Origin of the sequence: Gordonia alkaliphila (assembly GCF_039542465.1) — a bacterium.
Classification (GTDB): domain Bacteria; phylum Actinomycetota; class Actinomycetes; order Mycobacteriales; family Mycobacteriaceae; genus Gordonia; species Gordonia alkaliphila.
The window spans coordinates 20,874-36,497 of record NZ_BAABIE010000021.1 but is presented as its reverse complement, the minus strand read 5'-3'; the positions used below and the strand labels follow the sequence as shown (position 1 = coordinate 36,497).

Sequence of the window (15,624 nt, the reverse complement as noted above, 5' to 3'; positions counted from 1 at the left end):
CCGACTCACCCCGACCACCGACACCGACTCGCAGACGGAGGTGAGCACCGATCCACTGATGGAACTACCCGCCTGATCACCAACGAAGGATCAGAAACCAGTTACACCACTACCCGGGACTTGACCCGAGTCCCCTTAGCTCCACCCAAGCAGATGAGCCGCGAACATCGTTCACACGATGTTCGCGGCTCATCTGCATCCCGGGGGTTCGCGCGTCCCGCACTCGATCCGCCGTGTCGCGACTCATCCTTCGTGGCGGGTGGATTCAAGGGGGCGGTGCAACAGCTTCCGATGTTGGGGGCGAGTTTAGTAGGTCGTTCATGACTTCGGCCGGAGTGTACGACGACAGGGTGGCCCGCAACGCGGGCGCTCGTCGTAGTCGGAGGGTGGGTTTACCAGGTTCGTAGAACATGGTGCGGTCGCCTGGTGGCTGCACCAGACGGCAGGGCTGTCAGGCGGGAGGGAGTCAACCCGGGTGAACAGGCGCTCGTCTGTGATCAGCCGCCTCCGCCGCCGGATCGAGTGACGACCGCCGCCGCCAGCTGACTCACTTGGGTCGGTTGGGGTCGGTTTGGCGGACGAAAGTCCTATCGGGTAGTCTCGCCGTGTCCTTGCCGATTCCAAATCGTTACCAAACTCGAAACGGACCTGATTGTGCCGCAATTCCGCGTGAATGCCGATAACTCCATGAACCCCGCCGCTGGTCAGACCAGTCGGGGTGGCCGCCATCGCGTCGCTCGGTCGGCCCGGACGTCCGTGCCGGCCCGTGTCGGCGCGCTCGCCGCGTTCACCGGAGCCGTCGGCCTCGCCACCATTTCGGCCGGCGAAGCCGCCGCGAAGCCCGCGGCGAAGTCCGACGCGCCCGTGGTGCTGCCCGGCAACATCACCGTGCCGGCGAACCTGGATCTGCCGAAGGAACTCGACAACGCGATCCGCGGCCTGGCGCTGCCGACGCTCCCCATGCCCGGCCAGGCTGTGAAGCCCGCGTCCGGAACCGTCACCTCGAACTACGGTGCGCGCTGGGGTTCCCACCACAACGGTGTCGACATCGCCAACAAGATCGGTACCCCGGTGTACGCGGTGACCGACGGCGTCGTCCTCGAGTCCGGCCCGGCGTCGGGTTACGGACAGTGGATCCGCGTCCGCCAGGACGACGGCACCACCGGCATCTTCGGCCACGTCGACCAGAGCTTCGTGCGCAAGGGTCAGCGGGTCACCGCCGGCCAGCAGATCGGTACCGTCGGCAACCGCGGTAACTCGACCGGCCCCCACCTGCATTACGAGGTCTGGAACGCCAATGGCTCACCGATCAACCCCCACGCCTGGCTGGCCAAGCGGGGCGTTCACCTCTAGGGCTTCACTGCTCCATCAGCTTTCAGCAGACGCCGCGGTCCGGTGCCGAATTTCTGGCACCGGACCGCGGCGTTGTGCACGGACGTCGGTCAGGCGAGGGGAGTCTCGGCCCACTCCCGCAGTCGCGGCAGCGGCCAGGTGGTGACGATGCGGTCGGGATCGATACCGCGCTGCACCGCCCGCACCGCGCCGAGGCGGGTGAACTCGAGCTGGCCTGGTGCGTGCGCATCCGAATCGATGGCGAACAGGCAGCCCAGATCCCTCGCCAGCGTGAGCAACTCATCGGGCGGATCGACGCGTTCGGGGCGTGAGTTGATCTCCACCGCGGTGCCGGCGGCGGCGCACGCCTCGAAGACGGCCTGCGCGTCGAACGTCGACGGCGGTCGCCCGCGGCCGGTGACCATCCGGCCGGTGCAGTGCCCGAGTACCTGGACCCGCGGGTTCGACGCCGCGGCCACCAGACGTCGGGTCATCGTCGGGGCGTCCATCCGCAGCTTGGAATGCACCGAGGCGGTCACCACGTCGAGCCGGGCCAGTAGCGCGGGCTCCTGATCCAGCGATCCGTCGTCGAGGATGTCCACTTCGATGCCGCGCAGCAGGGTCAGGCCGTCGTCGTGAGTGCGGTTCCACGCGTCGATGACGTCGATCTGCTGCGCGAGGCGCTGCGCGCTGAGGCCGTGCGCGACGGTCAGCCGCGGCGAATGGTCGGTCATGGCGAGCCATTCGTAGCCGAGCTCACGTGCCGCAGCGGCCATCTCCGGCAGCGGTGCTCCGCCGTCGCTCCAGTCGGTGTGCGAGTGCAGGTCGCCGCGGAGCAGGGGGACCAGCGTCGGTTCGTCGGGCTTCGGTGAGGGCGCTTGTTGCAGTCGGTCGAGGTACTCGGGCAGCTCGCCGGCCGACGCCTCGATGATCACCGCCGCGGTGGTCGTGCCGATCCCGGCGACCTCGGTCAGCGTGGAAGCACGCAGTCGCCGGGCGAGTTCGCCGTCGTCCATGGCGGCCACGATCCCGGCGGCCTTCCGGAAGGCCTCCACGCGGTAGCTGCGTTGGCCGTCGCGCTCCAGCAGCCACGCGATCCGCGTCAGCGCGGTCACCGGATCGATGGGCGCGGTCAGCGGGGCGAACGTCTTCATGCGCTGCCCGGATCGTCGGGGTCGCGGATATCGTCGGTGAGCCAGCCGAGGTAGCGCGCGGCGGAGGCGTGGACGGCGGCGCGCGCTGCGGCGTCGATGATGTTCCCGAACGCCCCGTAGATCCGGTCGTAGGCGACCGTGTCGAGGGCGGCGACGATCTGCCGCACCAGCCTTGGCGACAGCGGGATCAGATTCGGGTAGCTGCGCATGAACGAGACGGTGGCCCGGTCCGGATTCACCATTGCGGTGTCGCCGGACAGCAGTGCGCCGCGGCCCTCCGCGGCGGTGCCGATCTGCAGCACGCAGCTGCCGGGGAAGTGGCCGCCGCAGCGCATCAGCCGGACGCCCGGCGCGATCTCGCGGTCGGCGTGCCAGTGCACGACGACATCGTCGGGCCGAGTGACCCAGCGTCGATCCAACTCGTGGACGTACACCGGGACGCGGCCGAGGAGATGGCTCAGCGAGACGCTGGCGCCGACCAGGTGCGGATGGCTCGATGCGATCGCCGCGATCGGACCGGCCGCGCGCAGCTGCTCGACGAGTTCGGGGCCGACGAAGCCGGGCGGCTCCCACACCACCGTTCCGGCGACCGTCTCCACCAGATAGGTGCCCTGCCCGATGCCGACTCGTGGATCGACGGTGAGGCGATGCAGTCCAGGTTCGAGCTCGACGACGCTGACCGACCGGGACTCGTCGAGCCGCAGCCGGCGCCACTGTTGTCCGCCGACCGGCACATACTGCCGATCGTCGACGCAGATCAGACACTCCTCCGGGGGTGCCGGAGCAGGCGGGTACTCGTTGCCGCACGCGACGCACAGCCAGCTCGACGCCTCCGCCGGATCGCTCGCGGTGCGACCGGCGTCCGGCGCGGAATCCGATCCGGAGGTCATATCGCCACGATAGAACGACGACGAGCCTCGCGGGGTCCTCGTTCGTCGACTCGGTCTAACGCCGCTTGATCGACACCACGCTCATCGCGGACAGGTGCCCGGCCAGCACGATCAGCGGGCCGCCGACGCGGACCGGTGCGCCCGCGCGGTCCTTCAGCCTGGACATGCCGCTCATCGACAGGTCGTCGTACTGCACCTGCTGATCGGCGCCCACCCACACCTTCACCGTGCTCGCCGACCCCTGAATGTTCACCTCGACGGAGCCGGCGAGGAAGTGGGCCTGCGAGAAGTCGAGGTGGACCGTGCCCATCTCGGCCGTGGCGTAGATCTGCGGCGGCACCTTCCAGGAACCGCGGCGACGCTTGGTGTCCCAGTCGGCCTTCAGCTTGAGCGGCTTCATCTCCTGCGGGACCTTCGCGCCGAACGGCGCGGGCGCGGTCGGTCGAGCATCGGTCAGGAACAGGCGATCGTAGACGGGCAGGTCGTGCAGGGTGGCGCGGAGTTCGCCGCGGGTGCGTGCGACATAGACCGTGCTCGATCGCTCCTCGAACTCGTCCACCTGCAGATAGCCGGCCGAGAACGATTCGTTCAGCAGCGCGATCGCCTGCTCGCGTTCGGGCGTGCCGACACGGATGTCGTCGTCGGGAAGGTCGGAGGGCATGGCACCGAGTCTAGGGGGCGCAGGTCGCCGCGCCACGTAACCTGTTGTCGTGCGTTCACCGATCCCGGACTATCTCACCGATGTCCTCCGCGCTGTAGAGCCCGACCAGTCCGGCGCCACCGCGGACTACATTCCCGAGCTCGCCCAAGCCGATCCGGACCGACTCGCCGCGGCGCTCTGCACCGTCGACGGCCACGTCTATTCGGCCGGTGATGCCACTGCGGCGTTCAGCATCCAGTCGATTTCCAAGCCGTTCGCCTACGCGCTCGCGCTGGCCGACCGCGGGTTCGACGCCGTGTTGGAAAAGGTGAGTGTGGAGCCGAGTGGCAACGCGTTCAATGAGATGTCGGTGGAACCGGAGACCGGGCGCCCGCTGAATCCGATGATCAACGCCGGTGCCATCGCCACGCACAGCCTGACCGGTCCGCTCGGCGCGACGCCCGACGAACGGGTGGCCCGCGTGATCGACGGCCTCAGCGCCTTCGCCGGACGGCGCCTGGAGATCGACGAGTCGGTGTACCACTCCGAGATCAGGCACGCCTATCGGAATCGGTCCCTGGCAAATATGCTGCGTGCCTACGACATCATCGCCGACGATCCGCTCGTGGCGGTCGCCGGTTACACCCGGCAGTGCTCGGTGCTGGTGACCACCGAGGATCTCGCGGTGATGGCGGGAACCCTGGCCAACCGGGGCGTGAACCCGCTCACCGGGCGCCCCGTGGTGTCGGCGGAAGTGGTCCGACAGACCTTGAGCGTGATGGCGACCTGCGGTATGTACGACGGTGCCGGCGACTGGATGACCCGCGTCGGCGTGCCCGCCAAGAGTGGGGTCGCCGGCGGTTTGATCGGCGCACTGCCCGGCCAGGTGGGGATCGCGACCTTTTCGCCGCGCTTGGATCGGCACGGCAACAGCGTCCGTGGGGCCGACCTGTTCACCCGGTTCACCGCGGACATGGGCATGCACCTGATGGAGGTCCCGCCGGCCGGACCGTCGGCGATTCGCAGTCGGCGGATCATCGGACCGGCCGACGACGAGGTCGCACTGTTCTCGCTGCAGGGCGACCTGCGGTTCGCCGCCGCCGAACGTGTGGTCCGCGAGTTCCAGGAGAATCCGCCGGAGCAGAGTCGGGTGGCGATCAGTCTGCGCCGGGTGTTCTCGATCGACGCCGTCGCCCGCCGGATGGTGCTCGAGGCGGTGCGCCGCCTGACCCTCGACGGCCACGACGTCTACCTGATCGACCCGGACACGGTGCTGCCCGACCCGGACCCCGGCACCGGCGGCCGCGTGCAGGTCCTGCACGACCTCGAAACCTTCGACACCCCCTGACCCTCCCGCTCCCTGAGCTTCCCTGCCGCTCCCTGAGCTTCCCTGCCGCTCCCTGAGCTAGTCGAACGGCCGCCCCCGACCCTGCTCCCGCGAGACCTTCCCGCTCGCGCGAGAGGATTCCGTTCCCGCGGCACTTCCGTAGGCCCGCGGGAACGGCGAGCTCTCGCGGGAAGCGGGCCGGGGGAGAGTTGAGTTTCCGTCCGGGGCCGCGCCGACAGTGCGGTGGGGCAGACCAGCGAACGGGGCGTTAGGCGGGCATGCCGAGGGTGTAGGCGTCCATGGACAGCGAGCCGGCGGCGTAGCCGTCGACCAATAGATCCAGCGGATCGCCTTCGGCGAGGCCGGCCAGGTACAGCAGTGGCAGGAAGTGATCCGGGGTGGGCACTGCGGCGGCGAAGTCGCGGTGCCCGTCCAAGGTCAGGATCTCCGACGGGTCGCTGCGCAGCAGGTCGGCGGCGGCCTCGTTGAAGCGCTGCGCCCAGGTGAACCCGGCGTCGGGCTGGGAGAAGTCGACGGCGGCCAGGTTGTGCACGATGTTGCCGCTGCCGACGATCAGCACGCCCTGCTTGCGCAGCGGTGCCAGCTTCCGGCCCAGCTCCAGGTGGTACTCGAGCCCCTCATATCCGTTGAGCGACAACTGAATCACCGGGATCGACGCGTCCGGGAAGGCGTGCCGCAGCACCGACCAGGTGCCGTGATCGATACCCCAGCTGTCGGTGTCCATGCCCACCCACGTCGGCTTCACCACGTCAGCCACTAACTCGGCGATCTCCGGGTCGCCGGGGGCGGGGTACTCGACGTCGAACAGTTCCTGCGGGAAACCGTAGAAGTCGTGGATGGTGCGGGGATCGCGCATCGCGGTCACCGCGGTGGCGTTGATGTACCAGTGCGCGGAGATCACCAGAATGGCGCGCGGTCGGGGCACCGACCGGCCCAAGTCCTCCCAGGCCCGCGTGTACCGGTTGGTCTCGATGGCGTTCATCGGATTGCCGTGGCCGAGGAAGGCGGCGGGCATCAACGACGGGGTGGCAGTGCTCAACGGGGCGCCCTTCTGCGATCGACGGTCTGTGCCTTCGACGGTACGCGCACCAGCCGATATGCCGCGCCGCGTCGCCGGGTGCGACCATACGACTATGACTGCCACGCTCGTCGCCAAAGACGTCTCCGGTGGATACGCCCATCGGGTGCTCTTCGATCACCTCGATCTGACGGTGACGCCGGGCGACGTGGTGGGCGTGGTCGGCGCGAACGGGGCGGGCAAGACGACGCTGCTGCGCGTGCTCGCCGGCGACCTTGCGCCGTTAGCGGGCACCGTGTCGCGGGCGCCGGCCGACGCCTTCGTCGGCTGGCTGCCGCAGGAGCACGACAGGGTGCCCGGCGAGACCGTCGCGCAGTACGTGGCCCGACGCACCGGGTGCGCCGCCGCGACCCGCGCCATGGACGAGGCGGCCGCCGCGCTCGCCGAAGAACCGCCCGCCGGTGCCCCGGACCCGGCCGACGTGTACTCGGCCGCACTGGACCATTGGCTCGCGACCGGCGCACCGGACCTCGACGAACGACTGGCCGTCGTGCTCGCCGAACTGGGCCTGAACACCGGCGCGCAGGCGCCGGAGGACGCGTTGATGACCGACCTGTCCGGCGGCCAGGTGGCGCGGGTGGGTCTGGCGGCCCTGCTGTGCTCGCGGTTCGACGTCGTGCTGCTCGACGAGCCCACCAACGACCTCGACCTCGACGGCCTCGCCCGACTCGAAGAGGTGGTGGCCGGCATGCGCGGCGGCGTGGTGCTGGTGAGCCACGACCGAGAGTTCTTGTCCCGCTGCGTGACTCGCGTGCTCGAGCTCGATCTGGCGCAGCACACCAACACTGTCTACGGCGGCGGGTACGACAGCTACCTTGAAGAGCGGGAGGTGGCCCGCCGCCACCGCCGCGAAGAATACGAGGAGTACGCCGAACGCAAGGCCGACCTCGTCGCCCGGGCCCGCACCCAACGCGAATGGTCCAGCCAGGGCGTCCGCAATGCGATGCGCAAGGCCCCCGACAGCGACAAACTGCGCCGCAAGGCCGCCAGCGAATCCAGCGAGAAGCAGGCGCAGAAGGTGCGGCAGATGGAGAGCCGGATCGAGCGGCTCGAAGAAGTGGTGGAGCCCCGCAAGGAGTGGGTGCTCGAGTTCACCATCGGCGCCGCACCGCGCTCGAGCTCGGTGGTCGCCACCCTCAATCAAGCCGTGGTGCGCAACGGCGACTTCGTGCTGGGTCCGGTGTCACTCCAGGTCAACGCCGGCGAACGCATCGGGATCACCGGACCGAACGGCGCGGGCAAGTCGACGCTGCTGCGCGCCCTGCTGGGCACCCAGGAACCCGACGACGGCACGTCGCAACTCGGCGCCAACGTCGCGGTGGGCGAAGTGGATCAGTCCCGCGCGCTCTTCACCGGAACGCAGCCGCTGGCCGCGCGCTTCGAAGAACTCATGCCCGAGTTCACCACGGCCGACGTGCGCACGCTGCTCGCGAAGTTCGGGCTGCGCGCCGATCACGTGGACCGACCGGTCGATCACCTCTCGCCGGGCGAGCGCACCCGCGCGGCGCTGGCGCTGCTGCAGGCGAAGGGCACCAACCTGCTGGTGCTCGACGAACCGACGAACCACCTCGACCTGCCCGCGATCGAGCAGCTCGAATCGGCGCTGGAGTCCTACGACGGCGCGCTCCTGCTGGTGACGCACGACCGCCGGATGCTCGACACGGTGCGGGTGGACCGCCGCTGGCACGTCGACGGCGGGCGCGTCGTCGAACTCTAGCGGCGGCAGCTCACGCGAGCATGTCCTTCACCATCGGCACCACCTTCTCGCCGTACAGCTCGATGGAACGACGCTGCGCCGCGTGCGGCACCGGCTGGTCGTACTTGAGGTCGAACCGGTCCACCTTCAGGACGTCGAGGGTGGCGGCGATCTTGCGGGCGACGGTCTCCGGGGAGCCGACGTACAGCGAGCCGCCGGAGATCTCCCGTTCGAAGTCGCCCGGCGCGGGGTCGGGCCAGCCGCGCTCGCGTCCGAGGCGCAGACGGAACTCCAGCCAGCCGTCGTACACGGTCTCGCGAGCGAGTTCGTCGGTCTCGGCGACGAGGCCGGGGGAGTGCACCGCGACGGGTGCGCGCGGTACTTCGAGCTGGTCCTGCGCGCGCTCGAACAGGTCGATGTACGGCGCGAACCGCTCGGGGGCGCCGCCGATGATCGCCAGGAACAGTCCGAAACCGTGGCGCGCGGTGCGGACCACCGATTCGGGGCTGCCGCCCACGCCTACCCAGGTGGGGATGCCGTTCGCGGTCTCCGGGTACACGCGCTGGTCGGTGAGTCCGGTGCGGGTGCTGCCGGACCAGGTGACCGGCTTCTCGGTGAGCAGCGCCGCCAACAGGCCGAGTTTCTCCTCGAAGAGCACCTCGTAGTCGCTGAGGTCGTAGCCGAACAGCGGGGACGACTCGATGAACGAGCCGCGGCCGGCGACGATCTCGGCGCGGCCGTTGGACACGGCGTCGAGCGTCGCGAAGCGTTCGAATACGCGGACCGGATCGTCGGAGCTCAGCACCGTGACGGCGGAACCGAGACGGATCTTCTCGGTCCGCGCCGCGATCGCCGACAGCACCATCTCGGGGCTCGACACCGCGAAGTCCGGGCGGTGGTGCTCGCCGACGGCGAAGAAGTCCAGGCCGAGTTCGTCGGCCAGGACGCCGTCCTCGACGAGGTCGCGAATCACCTGCGCGTGCGAGATGGGGTTGCCTTCGCCGTCGTCAGTCAGACCCCCGAAGGTGTCCAGGCCGAACTCGATCTCACTCATGTCGTCTCCGTCGTTGCTGTCGTCGTGGTTGGGAAGTGGGGGCCGGACTACTGCTGGCGAGCGTTGACCGCGCGCAGGTGCGTGGGCGTGGGCTTGACGACGTGCGCGTCGTACTCGGGGTGGCGGATCAGCCACTTGGCCACGTAGGGGCAGACCGGGACGATGGCGTAGCCGCGGGCCACGACGTCGTCGACCACGTGCTGAACCAGGAACGACGCCAGGCCCTGGCCGCCGTAGGCCTCGTCGACGCCGGTGTGGAACAGAACGCGCTCCACCGTGCCTGCGGCGTCGACGTCGACGTACGATTCCTCGCCGGCCTCGCGGCCGTCGGAGCTCTGGTCGACGAGGACGTAGCGCGACTCGTCGGGGCGGTCGACGACGGCGAAGTGGGTCTCGGTCATGGCAGTTCCTTCCGGGGTGCTTTCCGGGGTGCTACTGGTATTCAACTGTTCGGCGCGGCCGTTGTTCCCGGGCGCGATGCGCGGCGATGCCAGAATGGCGGGCGTGCGGGAGATTCTGCGGCGCGAAGTGACTCTGGCGGTGGTGCTGTCGGCCGCGGCCGGCTACATCGACGCCGTGGGTTACCTGTACCTGGGCGGCCGCTTCGTCTCGTTCATGAGCGGAAACACCACGGAGTTGGCGGCCGGCGCAGCCCACGGCGACTGGTCTGTGGTCCGTCTGGTCGCCACCCTGCTCGGCTGCTTCTTCGCCGGCACCGTGCTGGGCGCGCTGCTGGTTCGTGTCGGCGACGGCCGCACCACCGTCCTGACCGCCAGCACGGTGCTGGTGGCACTGACCGCGATCCTGGCCGACGTCACGGACTCCACGATGCCGGTCACGCTGCTGCTGCCGCTGTCGATGGGCGTCATCAACGCCACCTTCCTCACCGCGGGTGAGGCCAGCATCGGCCTCACCTACATGACCGGTGCGCTGGTGAAGGCCGGTCAACGATTGGTCGATGCGTTCTTCGGCGGGCCGCGCACGGTGTGGATACGACACCTGGCGCTCTGGTCGGCGCTGCTCGTGGGTGGCGTGTTCGGGGCGTGGATGTGGTTCCAGACCGGGCTGGCCGGGGCGCTCTGGCTGATCGTGGGGGTGCTGGCGCTCGTCACCGTGGCGGTGGTGATCACCCGCCTGCGGACCGGTCGCTTCGCCGCGCCGCCGGAGCGACGCGAGATCGTGGTCCTCGGCCCCGACGCCACCGGTCAGCCGCCGCACTAGTGTCCCGAAAGTGGGGTCGAATCGCGGGCGCCGGTACCACTAGGCTGACTGCCATGCCGGAGACCACCGATCAGTTGGCGGCCACACTGCTCGAGGCGCAGGTGGCGTACACCCTGTCCCAGTTGACCGATGACGCGAAGTTCGCAGAATTGGTCGACGACGAGATCGCGTCGTTCATGGTCGAGTCGGGCACGGTGCCGCTGGAGACGGTGATGCCGCGCGCGCTGATCAAGGCCGTGGCCCGCAAGTACACGATGCAGTTCCCGGTGGAAGGTGCGATCCCGGAACTCGTCGGCCAGGTGGCCGGGCGGCTGTACCGGCACGAAGTCCATCGGACGACGGTGCTCTCCGAGGTGATCGACACGCGCCGCTTCGAGGAACTCGCGGCGGTGGTCACCGAACTGCCCGTCGCACGACGGGCCGTCGATCAGGTGCTGGCCAGCCCGGCGACCACCGACACCGTGGTCGAGGTGGTGCAGCGGGCCGTGGAACGCCGTGTGGGCGTGCGCGCCGGACGACGACTCGCCGGACTGGTGGAGCGGTGGACCCGGCGCGGGACCGCCGCGGTCCTCGGGTCGGTGCAGGAGGACTCCGACGACCTGCTGCTGGACGGTCTGCGGGAGTTCTGGCGGGGCCGATCGGGTGACGCCGTCGACGGTTTCCGGGACACGGTCGACGAGGCCGACGTGGAAGACGTCGTGATCCTGGTCTTCGAGTTCTGGCGCAGCTTCCGGCAGACCGACTTCTTCCGAACGCTGCTCGACGCGGGCATCGATGAGGTCTTCGATACGTACGGCGCCACGCCGATCGCCGACGTGCTGGCCGATCTGGGCGTGAGCGAGGCCGATCTGCGCGAAGAGGCCATGCGCTTCGGGCCGCCGGTGATCGGGCATCTGGACACCACCGGTTTCTTGGCGCAGTTGATCCGGCGGCGACTCGCGCCGTTCTACGCCTCCGCGCAGTTCCGTGAGGCGCTCGCGAGTCGCAGGTGATGCACACCATCACGGTCTGCGGCACGATATGCCGGGACGCCCGGCGTCCCGCAATCGTGTTGGGGCGCCGGGCGTCGATCGTGTGTGTCGTTGTAGGTCTACCTCGATGACATCACCTCCAGAGGTCACGTACGTGCTCTTCTGTCACGGCCACACGCCGGGAGGGGAGGCTCCGCTGCCCAGCATTTCGGACCGATCTGGGAACTCGTACGGATACGCATCGACGTGATCGTCGAAGAATTCGATGTCAGTGTGCTGGTCCAGCCAGTCGAGCGGGCTGGCCTCCAGTGCTATACCCATCATGTGCCTCCTCGAAAGAAAGTCCCATCATGAATTCAGCGGCGGCTACCTCAGGTTGATGTCGCGGTGATCGAGGCCTGTGGTTGCTCGGACTGTTCCACCGTGATCTTGCGAGCCTTAGCCTTCTCGGCAACCGGGATGACCACGCTGAGAACGCCGTTGTCGTACTTCGCACTGATGGCCGCGGTATCGATGCCGTCGCCCAACGTCACCTGCCTGCGGTACGTGCCAGCGAATCGCTCGCTGGCAAGCCACTTGACGCCTTCATCAGACGCGACCGATCGTTGGGCGGACAGGGTCAACACGCCGTTGTCGACGCTGACGGCGACCGAGCCCGGATCGACTCCGGGAAGATCAGCGGTCAAAACGTAGCGATCTTCGATCTTGTACAGATCCATCGGCATGAACCGTGGCGTCCGCATGGTTCCGCTTTGCTGCCCACTCAGCACGCCACGAGCCAACGAGTCGAAGTCTGTGAAAGGATCAAAACCAAGCACAGCAACACACCTCCTGTTTCGCTTCCGCACCAGCCCGGCTGCCGGTGCTCCTCATCACTGTGCGATACCTGATTAGCACTCAACGCCATCGAGTGCCAGCTTTTGAGGCGTCAGTCGCTCCATCGAAATAATGATCGCCGCAGCCTCGTTGAGGGGCTGCGGCGATCGTCATACGGCTCGCGCTGATGCCGCTCGTTGGCGGCAGCTGGTGCGTCAGTGGGCCGCTTCGTAGGCGGCGATGATGTCGGCCGGGATACGGCCGCGATCGCTCACGGTTAAGCCGTTCTCGTTGGCCCACGCGCGCACGGCGCGGGTGTTCGTGGTCGACTTGCCGGCAGCGCGACGCGTGCTGCGCCCGCCGACCACGCGGGAGACGCCCACATAGGTGGCCACCGCATCGCGGAACGCTGCGGCATTCTCCGGCGAGGCGTCGAACTCGTAGCTCTTTCCGTCGAGCGACCATCGGACGGTTTCGTAGTCGTCCAGCTCGGCGCCGTCGATGTCGTCGACGATCATGATCTTGGTTCGCTTCGCCATGAAGGGCCCTTCTCGGTGGTTTCTCAATGGAGATATTGCATGAAATATGTGGACGTCCCGAGTCTACAAAAATTGTCGCGAATGTAAAAGGCGAAATGCGTGATCGATATCAGCGAGTAGGAGTGGGGGCGGTGGAACGCTGACTATTGCGGGCGGATTCCCCGAGCAGTTCGGAGGGGGCTCGGTCGTCGCCGTGAATCTCCGCATATCCGTCCGAGGTCAGCGCGAATCCGGCGTTCGAGTCTGATTCGAGGCAGTACAGGCCGTCGACGTCGCTGAGGCAGCTGAAGCCGCCGGCCACAATCGTCGAGCCGAATTCGAGGATGTGCGACCGGAAAAGCACCGGATACAGATTGGCGCAACCGCCCGCCGCTACGGACTCGGAATTCAGTACCGCGAGGTTCCTATTCCATTCGCAACCGGCCGGACTGTTCGGCGGGGGCGTCGTTCGTCCGTCGATCCGATCGCCCGCGCAGACCAGGGCGCCGGAGCCGTTGTTGCCGGTCGAACAGCGAATCGTGCGGTCCGGGGTGGAGAAGTGGACACCGGAGAGGTCGTCGAGTCGTTCGCCGGTATCGGTGGTGGCACCGACGTGGTAATTGCTCACCCCGACCCGCGGTGCCGTCGAGATGGCGCTGGCCATGCTGTCGGCGGCGTCGGTGGTGAAGCTGCGAGTGGACCGGGACTTCGGAGCGGTCGTCGCCGTCGGTGCCGCCGTCGACGACTCGGTGATCAGCGCATTCCTCTCCGGAATCTGAATCGCGGTGGGGCCCTGCTGCTCCTCGAGCAGCCCGCAGGCGCTGGTGGCGGTGAGCGCCGCCGCAGCCAGCGCCGCCGCGGCGAGGCGGAGGGGTCGACGAGTCCGACGTCCGGTGGTCGGCGGGTGCCCGGTGGATCCGTACCCTTGCACTGTGGCCACTCCCAAGATCGTGTTGTTCTACGTGTTCACGCCGCTGCCGGATCCAGACGCTATCCGACTATGGCAGCAGGCGGTCTGCGAGTCGTTGGGCCTGCGCGGCAGAATCATCGTGTCATCCCACGGCATCAACGCGACAGTGGGTGGTGATCTGCCCGACGTCAAACGGTACGTACGCGCCACGCGCAGCTACCCGGCTTTTCGGGATGCCGATATCAAGTGGTCCGAAGGAGTCGGCGACGACTTTCCCCGGTTGAGCGTCAAAGTCCGCCCGGAGATCGTCACCTTCGGCGTTCCCGACGAAGTGGTGGTGGGCGCGGAGGGAATTGTCGGCGGCGGCGACCGATTGTCGCCCGAGCAGGTCCACGATTTGGTCGCCGAGCGCGGAGACGACGTCGTCTTCTTCGACGGACGCAATGCGATCGAAGCGCAGATTGGGCGATTTGCCGGGGCGGTGGTTCCCGATGTGGAGACGACCCGCGATTTCGTGCCGTTGATCGACAGCGGCGTGTTAGATCATCTGAAGAATCGTCCAGTAGTGACCTATTGCACGGGCGGCGTGCGATGTGAGGTGCTCAGCGCACTTCTTCGTAATCGTGGATTCACCGAGGTCTATCAGATCGACGGCGGAATCGTCCGCTATGGAGAAGCGTACGGAGACGACGGCTTGTGGGAAGGCTCGCTGTATGTCTTCGATAAGCGTATGAGTCTCGACTTCTCGGAGAAGTCGAGAGTTCTCGGCACCTGTGTGAGCTGCGGGGCGCCGACCAATCGGATCGCCAACCATCCCGACGAACTCGGGCGGGAGCTCGCGGTGCTCTGCTCACAGTGCCGCCCCGCGTCGCAATGACGGCGCGCGCGGTACCGGTGGTGGTTCTCGCCGGATTCCTCGGTGCGGGAAAGACCACGGTCCTCAACCATCTGCTGCGCCACGCCGACGGCCGACGATTCGGCGTGCTGGTCAACGACTTCGGCGCGGTGAACATCGACGCGTTGCTGGTGTCCGGGCAGTCCGCGGGCCGACTCGACTTGGCGAACGGATGTATCTGCTGCACCACCGACGCCGAGGGGCTGGGTGAAGCGCTGGCGGCGCTGGCGGCGTCGGGCGTCGATGCCATTGTGATCGAGGCCAGCGGGATCGCCGAACCCAAGGCGTTGGTGCGTTTGGTGCTCGCGGCGCGCGACGAGCGCGTGGCCTACGGGGGTCTGGTGTACCTGGTCGACGCCGCGCACATGGAGCAGACGCTCGCCGAGCATCCCGCGGTGGCCGGCCACGTGGCGGTGGCCGACCTGGTGGTGTGCAACAAGACCGACCTGGTGTCCGCGGACCATTTGGCCCGGGTGCGCGGCGCTCTCGTCGGGCTGAATCCCACGGCGCCGATCGTGTCGGTGGTCGGGGGAGTGATCGACCCCGGGTTCTTCGCCGAGGGCGTCGGGGGAGTCGGCGAGCACGAGCAGCCGCGCCAGCTCTCGATCGGCGAACTGCTCGACGACGAACCCGACTATCCGCACGGGCATCTGCACGAGGCCTTCGAATCGGTGTCGCTGGACGCGGCCGGACCCGTCGACCCGCGGCGGCTGGCGGCCTTCCTGGAGCGGCCGCCGGCCGGCGCCTACCGCTGCAAGGGGCTGGCCTTCGTTGACCTGCCCGGGCACCGCGAGCGCGCCTACGAAGTGCACGCCGTCGGTGGATTCGTGCGGGTGGGGCGTCGGCCCTGGCCGGACGGGGTACGCGCCACCAGCCTGGTGACCATCGGCGCCGGGCTCGACGTCGATGCGACGCGCGCGGCGATGGCCGACGTCCTGGTCCCGGCCGATCCGGCAGACGAGAACGGCATCCTCCATCTGACTCGGCACCTGGTCACAGGCGACTAACGATTTCCTCGGTGTGACGGGGATCGGGTTGCCACGGGCCGACTCCCGCTGATTCACTTGAGGCAGAAGTGACTGGTGTGACTTCTGGTGATCT

16 protein-coding genes are annotated in these 15,624 nt (G+C 68.1%); 7 read left to right on the top strand and 9 right to left on the bottom strand.

Features of this window, described 5'->3' with window-relative positions; translation table 11 throughout:
- Positions 1 to 687 precede the first annotated feature (687 nt).
- Positions 688 to 1,353, top strand: coding sequence for a M23 family metallopeptidase (locus ABD989_RS16825; protein WP_345314360.1), 666 nt, complete (start codon positions 688 to 690; stop codon positions 1,351 to 1,353).
- Positions 1,354 to 1,442: 89 nt separating this feature from the next.
- Here ABD989_RS16825 and ABD989_RS16820 read toward each other — a convergent pair whose 3' ends face one another.
- Genes ABD989_RS16820 through ABD989_RS16810 form a run of 3 tightly spaced genes read right to left on the bottom strand, consistent with a single transcriptional unit; the run spans position 1,443 to position 4,037 of the window.
- Complete coding sequence (locus ABD989_RS16820; RefSeq protein WP_345314359.1) at positions 1,443 to 2,486, bottom strand: PHP domain-containing protein; 1,044 nt, start codon at positions 2,484 to 2,486, stop codon at positions 1,443 to 1,445.
- On the bottom strand, positions 2,483 to 3,376 hold the full coding sequence (locus ABD989_RS16815; RefSeq protein ID WP_345314358.1) for an MBL fold metallo-hydrolase: 894 nt from the start codon (positions 3,374 to 3,376) through the stop codon (positions 2,483 to 2,485). The genes ABD989_RS16820 and ABD989_RS16815 overlap by 4 nt, the downstream gene beginning before the upstream one ends.
- Before the next feature lie 55 nt (positions 3,377 to 3,431).
- Complete coding sequence (locus tag ABD989_RS16810) at positions 3,432 to 4,037, bottom strand: DUF1707 SHOCT-like domain-containing protein (RefSeq protein ID WP_345314357.1); 606 nt, start codon at positions 4,035 to 4,037, stop codon at positions 3,432 to 3,434.
- Positions 4,038 to 4,086: 49 nt separating this feature from the next.
- Here ABD989_RS16810 and ABD989_RS16805 point away from each other — a divergent pair, with 49 nt between their 5' ends.
- Positions 4,087 to 5,364, top strand: coding sequence for a glutaminase (locus ABD989_RS16805; RefSeq protein ID WP_345314356.1), 1,278 nt, complete (start codon positions 4,087 to 4,089; stop codon positions 5,362 to 5,364).
- A gap of 247 nt (positions 5,365 to 5,611) precedes the next feature.
- On the opposite strand, the gene ygiD is transcribed toward ABD989_RS16805, so the two are convergent.
- Complete coding sequence (gene ygiD / locus ABD989_RS16800; RefSeq protein ID WP_486327082.1) at positions 5,612 to 6,379, bottom strand: 4,5-DOPA-extradiol-dioxygenase; 768 nt, start codon at positions 6,377 to 6,379, stop codon at positions 5,612 to 5,614.
- A 118-nt stretch (positions 6,380 to 6,497) separates the two neighbouring features.
- On the opposite strand from ygiD, the gene ABD989_RS16795 reads away from it, so the two are divergent.
- Complete coding sequence (locus ABD989_RS16795; RefSeq protein WP_345314354.1) at positions 6,498 to 8,159, top strand: ABC-F family ATP-binding cassette domain-containing protein; 1,662 nt, start codon at positions 6,498 to 6,500, stop codon at positions 8,157 to 8,159.
- Positions 8,160 to 8,169: 10 nt separating this feature from the next.
- Here the strand turns inward: ABD989_RS16795 and ABD989_RS16790 are convergent, their stop codons facing one another.
- Positions 8,170 to 9,192, bottom strand: a complete 1,023-nt coding sequence (locus tag ABD989_RS16790) for an LLM class flavin-dependent oxidoreductase (RefSeq protein WP_345314353.1) — start codon at positions 9,190 to 9,192, stop codon at positions 8,170 to 8,172.
- Between the two features lie 47 nt (positions 9,193 to 9,239).
- Positions 9,240 to 9,593, bottom strand: coding sequence for a GNAT family N-acetyltransferase (locus ABD989_RS16785; RefSeq protein WP_345314352.1), 354 nt, complete (start codon positions 9,591 to 9,593; stop codon positions 9,240 to 9,242).
- Between the two features lie 103 nt (positions 9,594 to 9,696).
- Between ABD989_RS16785 and ABD989_RS16780 the strand changes: the two genes are divergently transcribed.
- Together ABD989_RS16780 and ABD989_RS16775 are read left to right on the top strand one after the other, a co-directional pair.
- Positions 9,697 to 10,413, top strand: a complete 717-nt coding sequence (locus ABD989_RS16780; protein WP_345314351.1) for a YoaK family protein — start codon at positions 9,697 to 9,699, stop codon at positions 10,411 to 10,413.
- 53 nt (positions 10,414 to 10,466) lie between these two features.
- Positions 10,467 to 11,405 carry a hypothetical protein gene (locus ABD989_RS16775; RefSeq protein ID WP_345314350.1) on the top strand — a complete coding sequence of 313 codons (939 nt, stop codon included), beginning with the start codon at positions 10,467 to 10,469 and terminating at the stop codon, positions 11,403 to 11,405.
- Positions 11,406 to 11,755: 350 nt separating this feature from the next.
- Here the strand turns inward: ABD989_RS16775 and ABD989_RS16770 are convergent, their stop codons facing one another.
- From ABD989_RS16770 to ABD989_RS16760, 3 genes are all read right to left on the bottom strand, one after another.
- The gene (locus tag ABD989_RS16770) at positions 11,756 to 12,202 is read right to left on the bottom strand and encodes an Hsp20/alpha crystallin family protein (protein WP_345314349.1); all 447 of its coding nucleotides are present in this window, start codon (positions 12,200 to 12,202) and stop codon (positions 11,756 to 11,758) included.
- 213 nt (positions 12,203 to 12,415) lie between these two features.
- Positions 12,416 to 12,739 carry a histone-like nucleoid-structuring protein Lsr2 gene (locus ABD989_RS16765; protein ID WP_246991539.1) on the bottom strand — a complete coding sequence of 108 codons (324 nt, stop codon included), beginning with the start codon at positions 12,737 to 12,739 and terminating at the stop codon, positions 12,416 to 12,418.
- Between the two features lie 109 nt (positions 12,740 to 12,848).
- Positions 12,849 to 13,658 (bottom strand): hypothetical protein, encoded by an 810-nt coding sequence (locus ABD989_RS16760; RefSeq protein ID WP_246991538.1) that lies wholly within the window; start codon positions 13,656 to 13,658, stop codon positions 12,849 to 12,851.
- On the opposite strand from ABD989_RS16760, the gene trhO reads away from it, so the two are divergent.
- On the top strand, positions 13,651 to 14,505 hold the full coding sequence (gene trhO / locus ABD989_RS16755; RefSeq protein WP_345314348.1) for an oxygen-dependent tRNA uridine(34) hydroxylase TrhO: 855 nt from the start codon (positions 13,651 to 13,653) through the stop codon (positions 14,503 to 14,505). The genes ABD989_RS16760 and trhO overlap by 8 nt on opposite strands.
- Positions 14,502 to 15,530 (top strand): CobW family GTP-binding protein, encoded by a 1,029-nt coding sequence (locus ABD989_RS16750; RefSeq protein WP_345314347.1) that lies wholly within the window; start codon positions 14,502 to 14,504, stop codon positions 15,528 to 15,530. The genes trhO and ABD989_RS16750 overlap by 4 nt, the downstream gene beginning before the upstream one ends.
- Positions 15,531 to 15,624: the final 94 nt, after the last annotated feature.

Excerpts from the sequence above, each read along its gene's own strand:
- ABD989_RS16825 (WP_345314360.1), top strand. The coding sequence starts at position 688 with ATGAACCCCGCCGCTGGTCAGACCAGTCGGGGTGGCCGCCATCGCGTC.
- ABD989_RS16820 (WP_345314359.1), bottom strand. The coding sequence starts at position 2,486 with ATGAAGACGTTCGCCCCGCTGACCGCGCCCATCGATCCGGTGACCGCG.
- ABD989_RS16815 (WP_345314358.1), bottom strand. The coding sequence starts at position 3,376 with ATGACCTCCGGATCGGATTCCGCGCCGGACGCCGGTCGCACCGCGAGC.
- ABD989_RS16810 (WP_345314357.1), bottom strand. The coding sequence starts at position 4,037 with ATGCCCTCCGACCTTCCCGACGACGACATCCGTGTCGGCACGCCCGAA.
- ygiD (WP_486327082.1), bottom strand. The coding sequence starts at position 6,379 with ATGCCCGCCGCCTTCCTCGGCCACGGCAATCCGATGAACGCCATCGAG.
- ABD989_RS16795 (WP_345314354.1), top strand. The coding sequence starts at position 6,498 with ATGACTGCCACGCTCGTCGCCAAAGACGTCTCCGGTGGATACGCCCAT.
- ABD989_RS16790 (WP_345314353.1), bottom strand. The coding sequence starts at position 9,192 with ATGAGTGAGATCGAGTTCGGCCTGGACACCTTCGGGGGTCTGACTGAC.
- ABD989_RS16785 (WP_345314352.1), bottom strand. The coding sequence starts at position 9,593 with ATGACCGAGACCCACTTCGCCGTCGTCGACCGCCCCGACGAGTCGCGC.
- ABD989_RS16775 (WP_345314350.1), top strand. The coding sequence starts at position 10,467 with ATGCCGGAGACCACCGATCAGTTGGCGGCCACACTGCTCGAGGCGCAG.
- ABD989_RS16765 (WP_246991539.1), bottom strand. The coding sequence starts at position 12,739 with ATGGCGAAGCGAACCAAGATCATGATCGTCGACGACATCGACGGCGCC.
- ABD989_RS16750 (WP_345314347.1), top strand. The coding sequence starts at position 14,502 with ATGACGGCGCGCGCGGTACCGGTGGTGGTTCTCGCCGGATTCCTCGGT.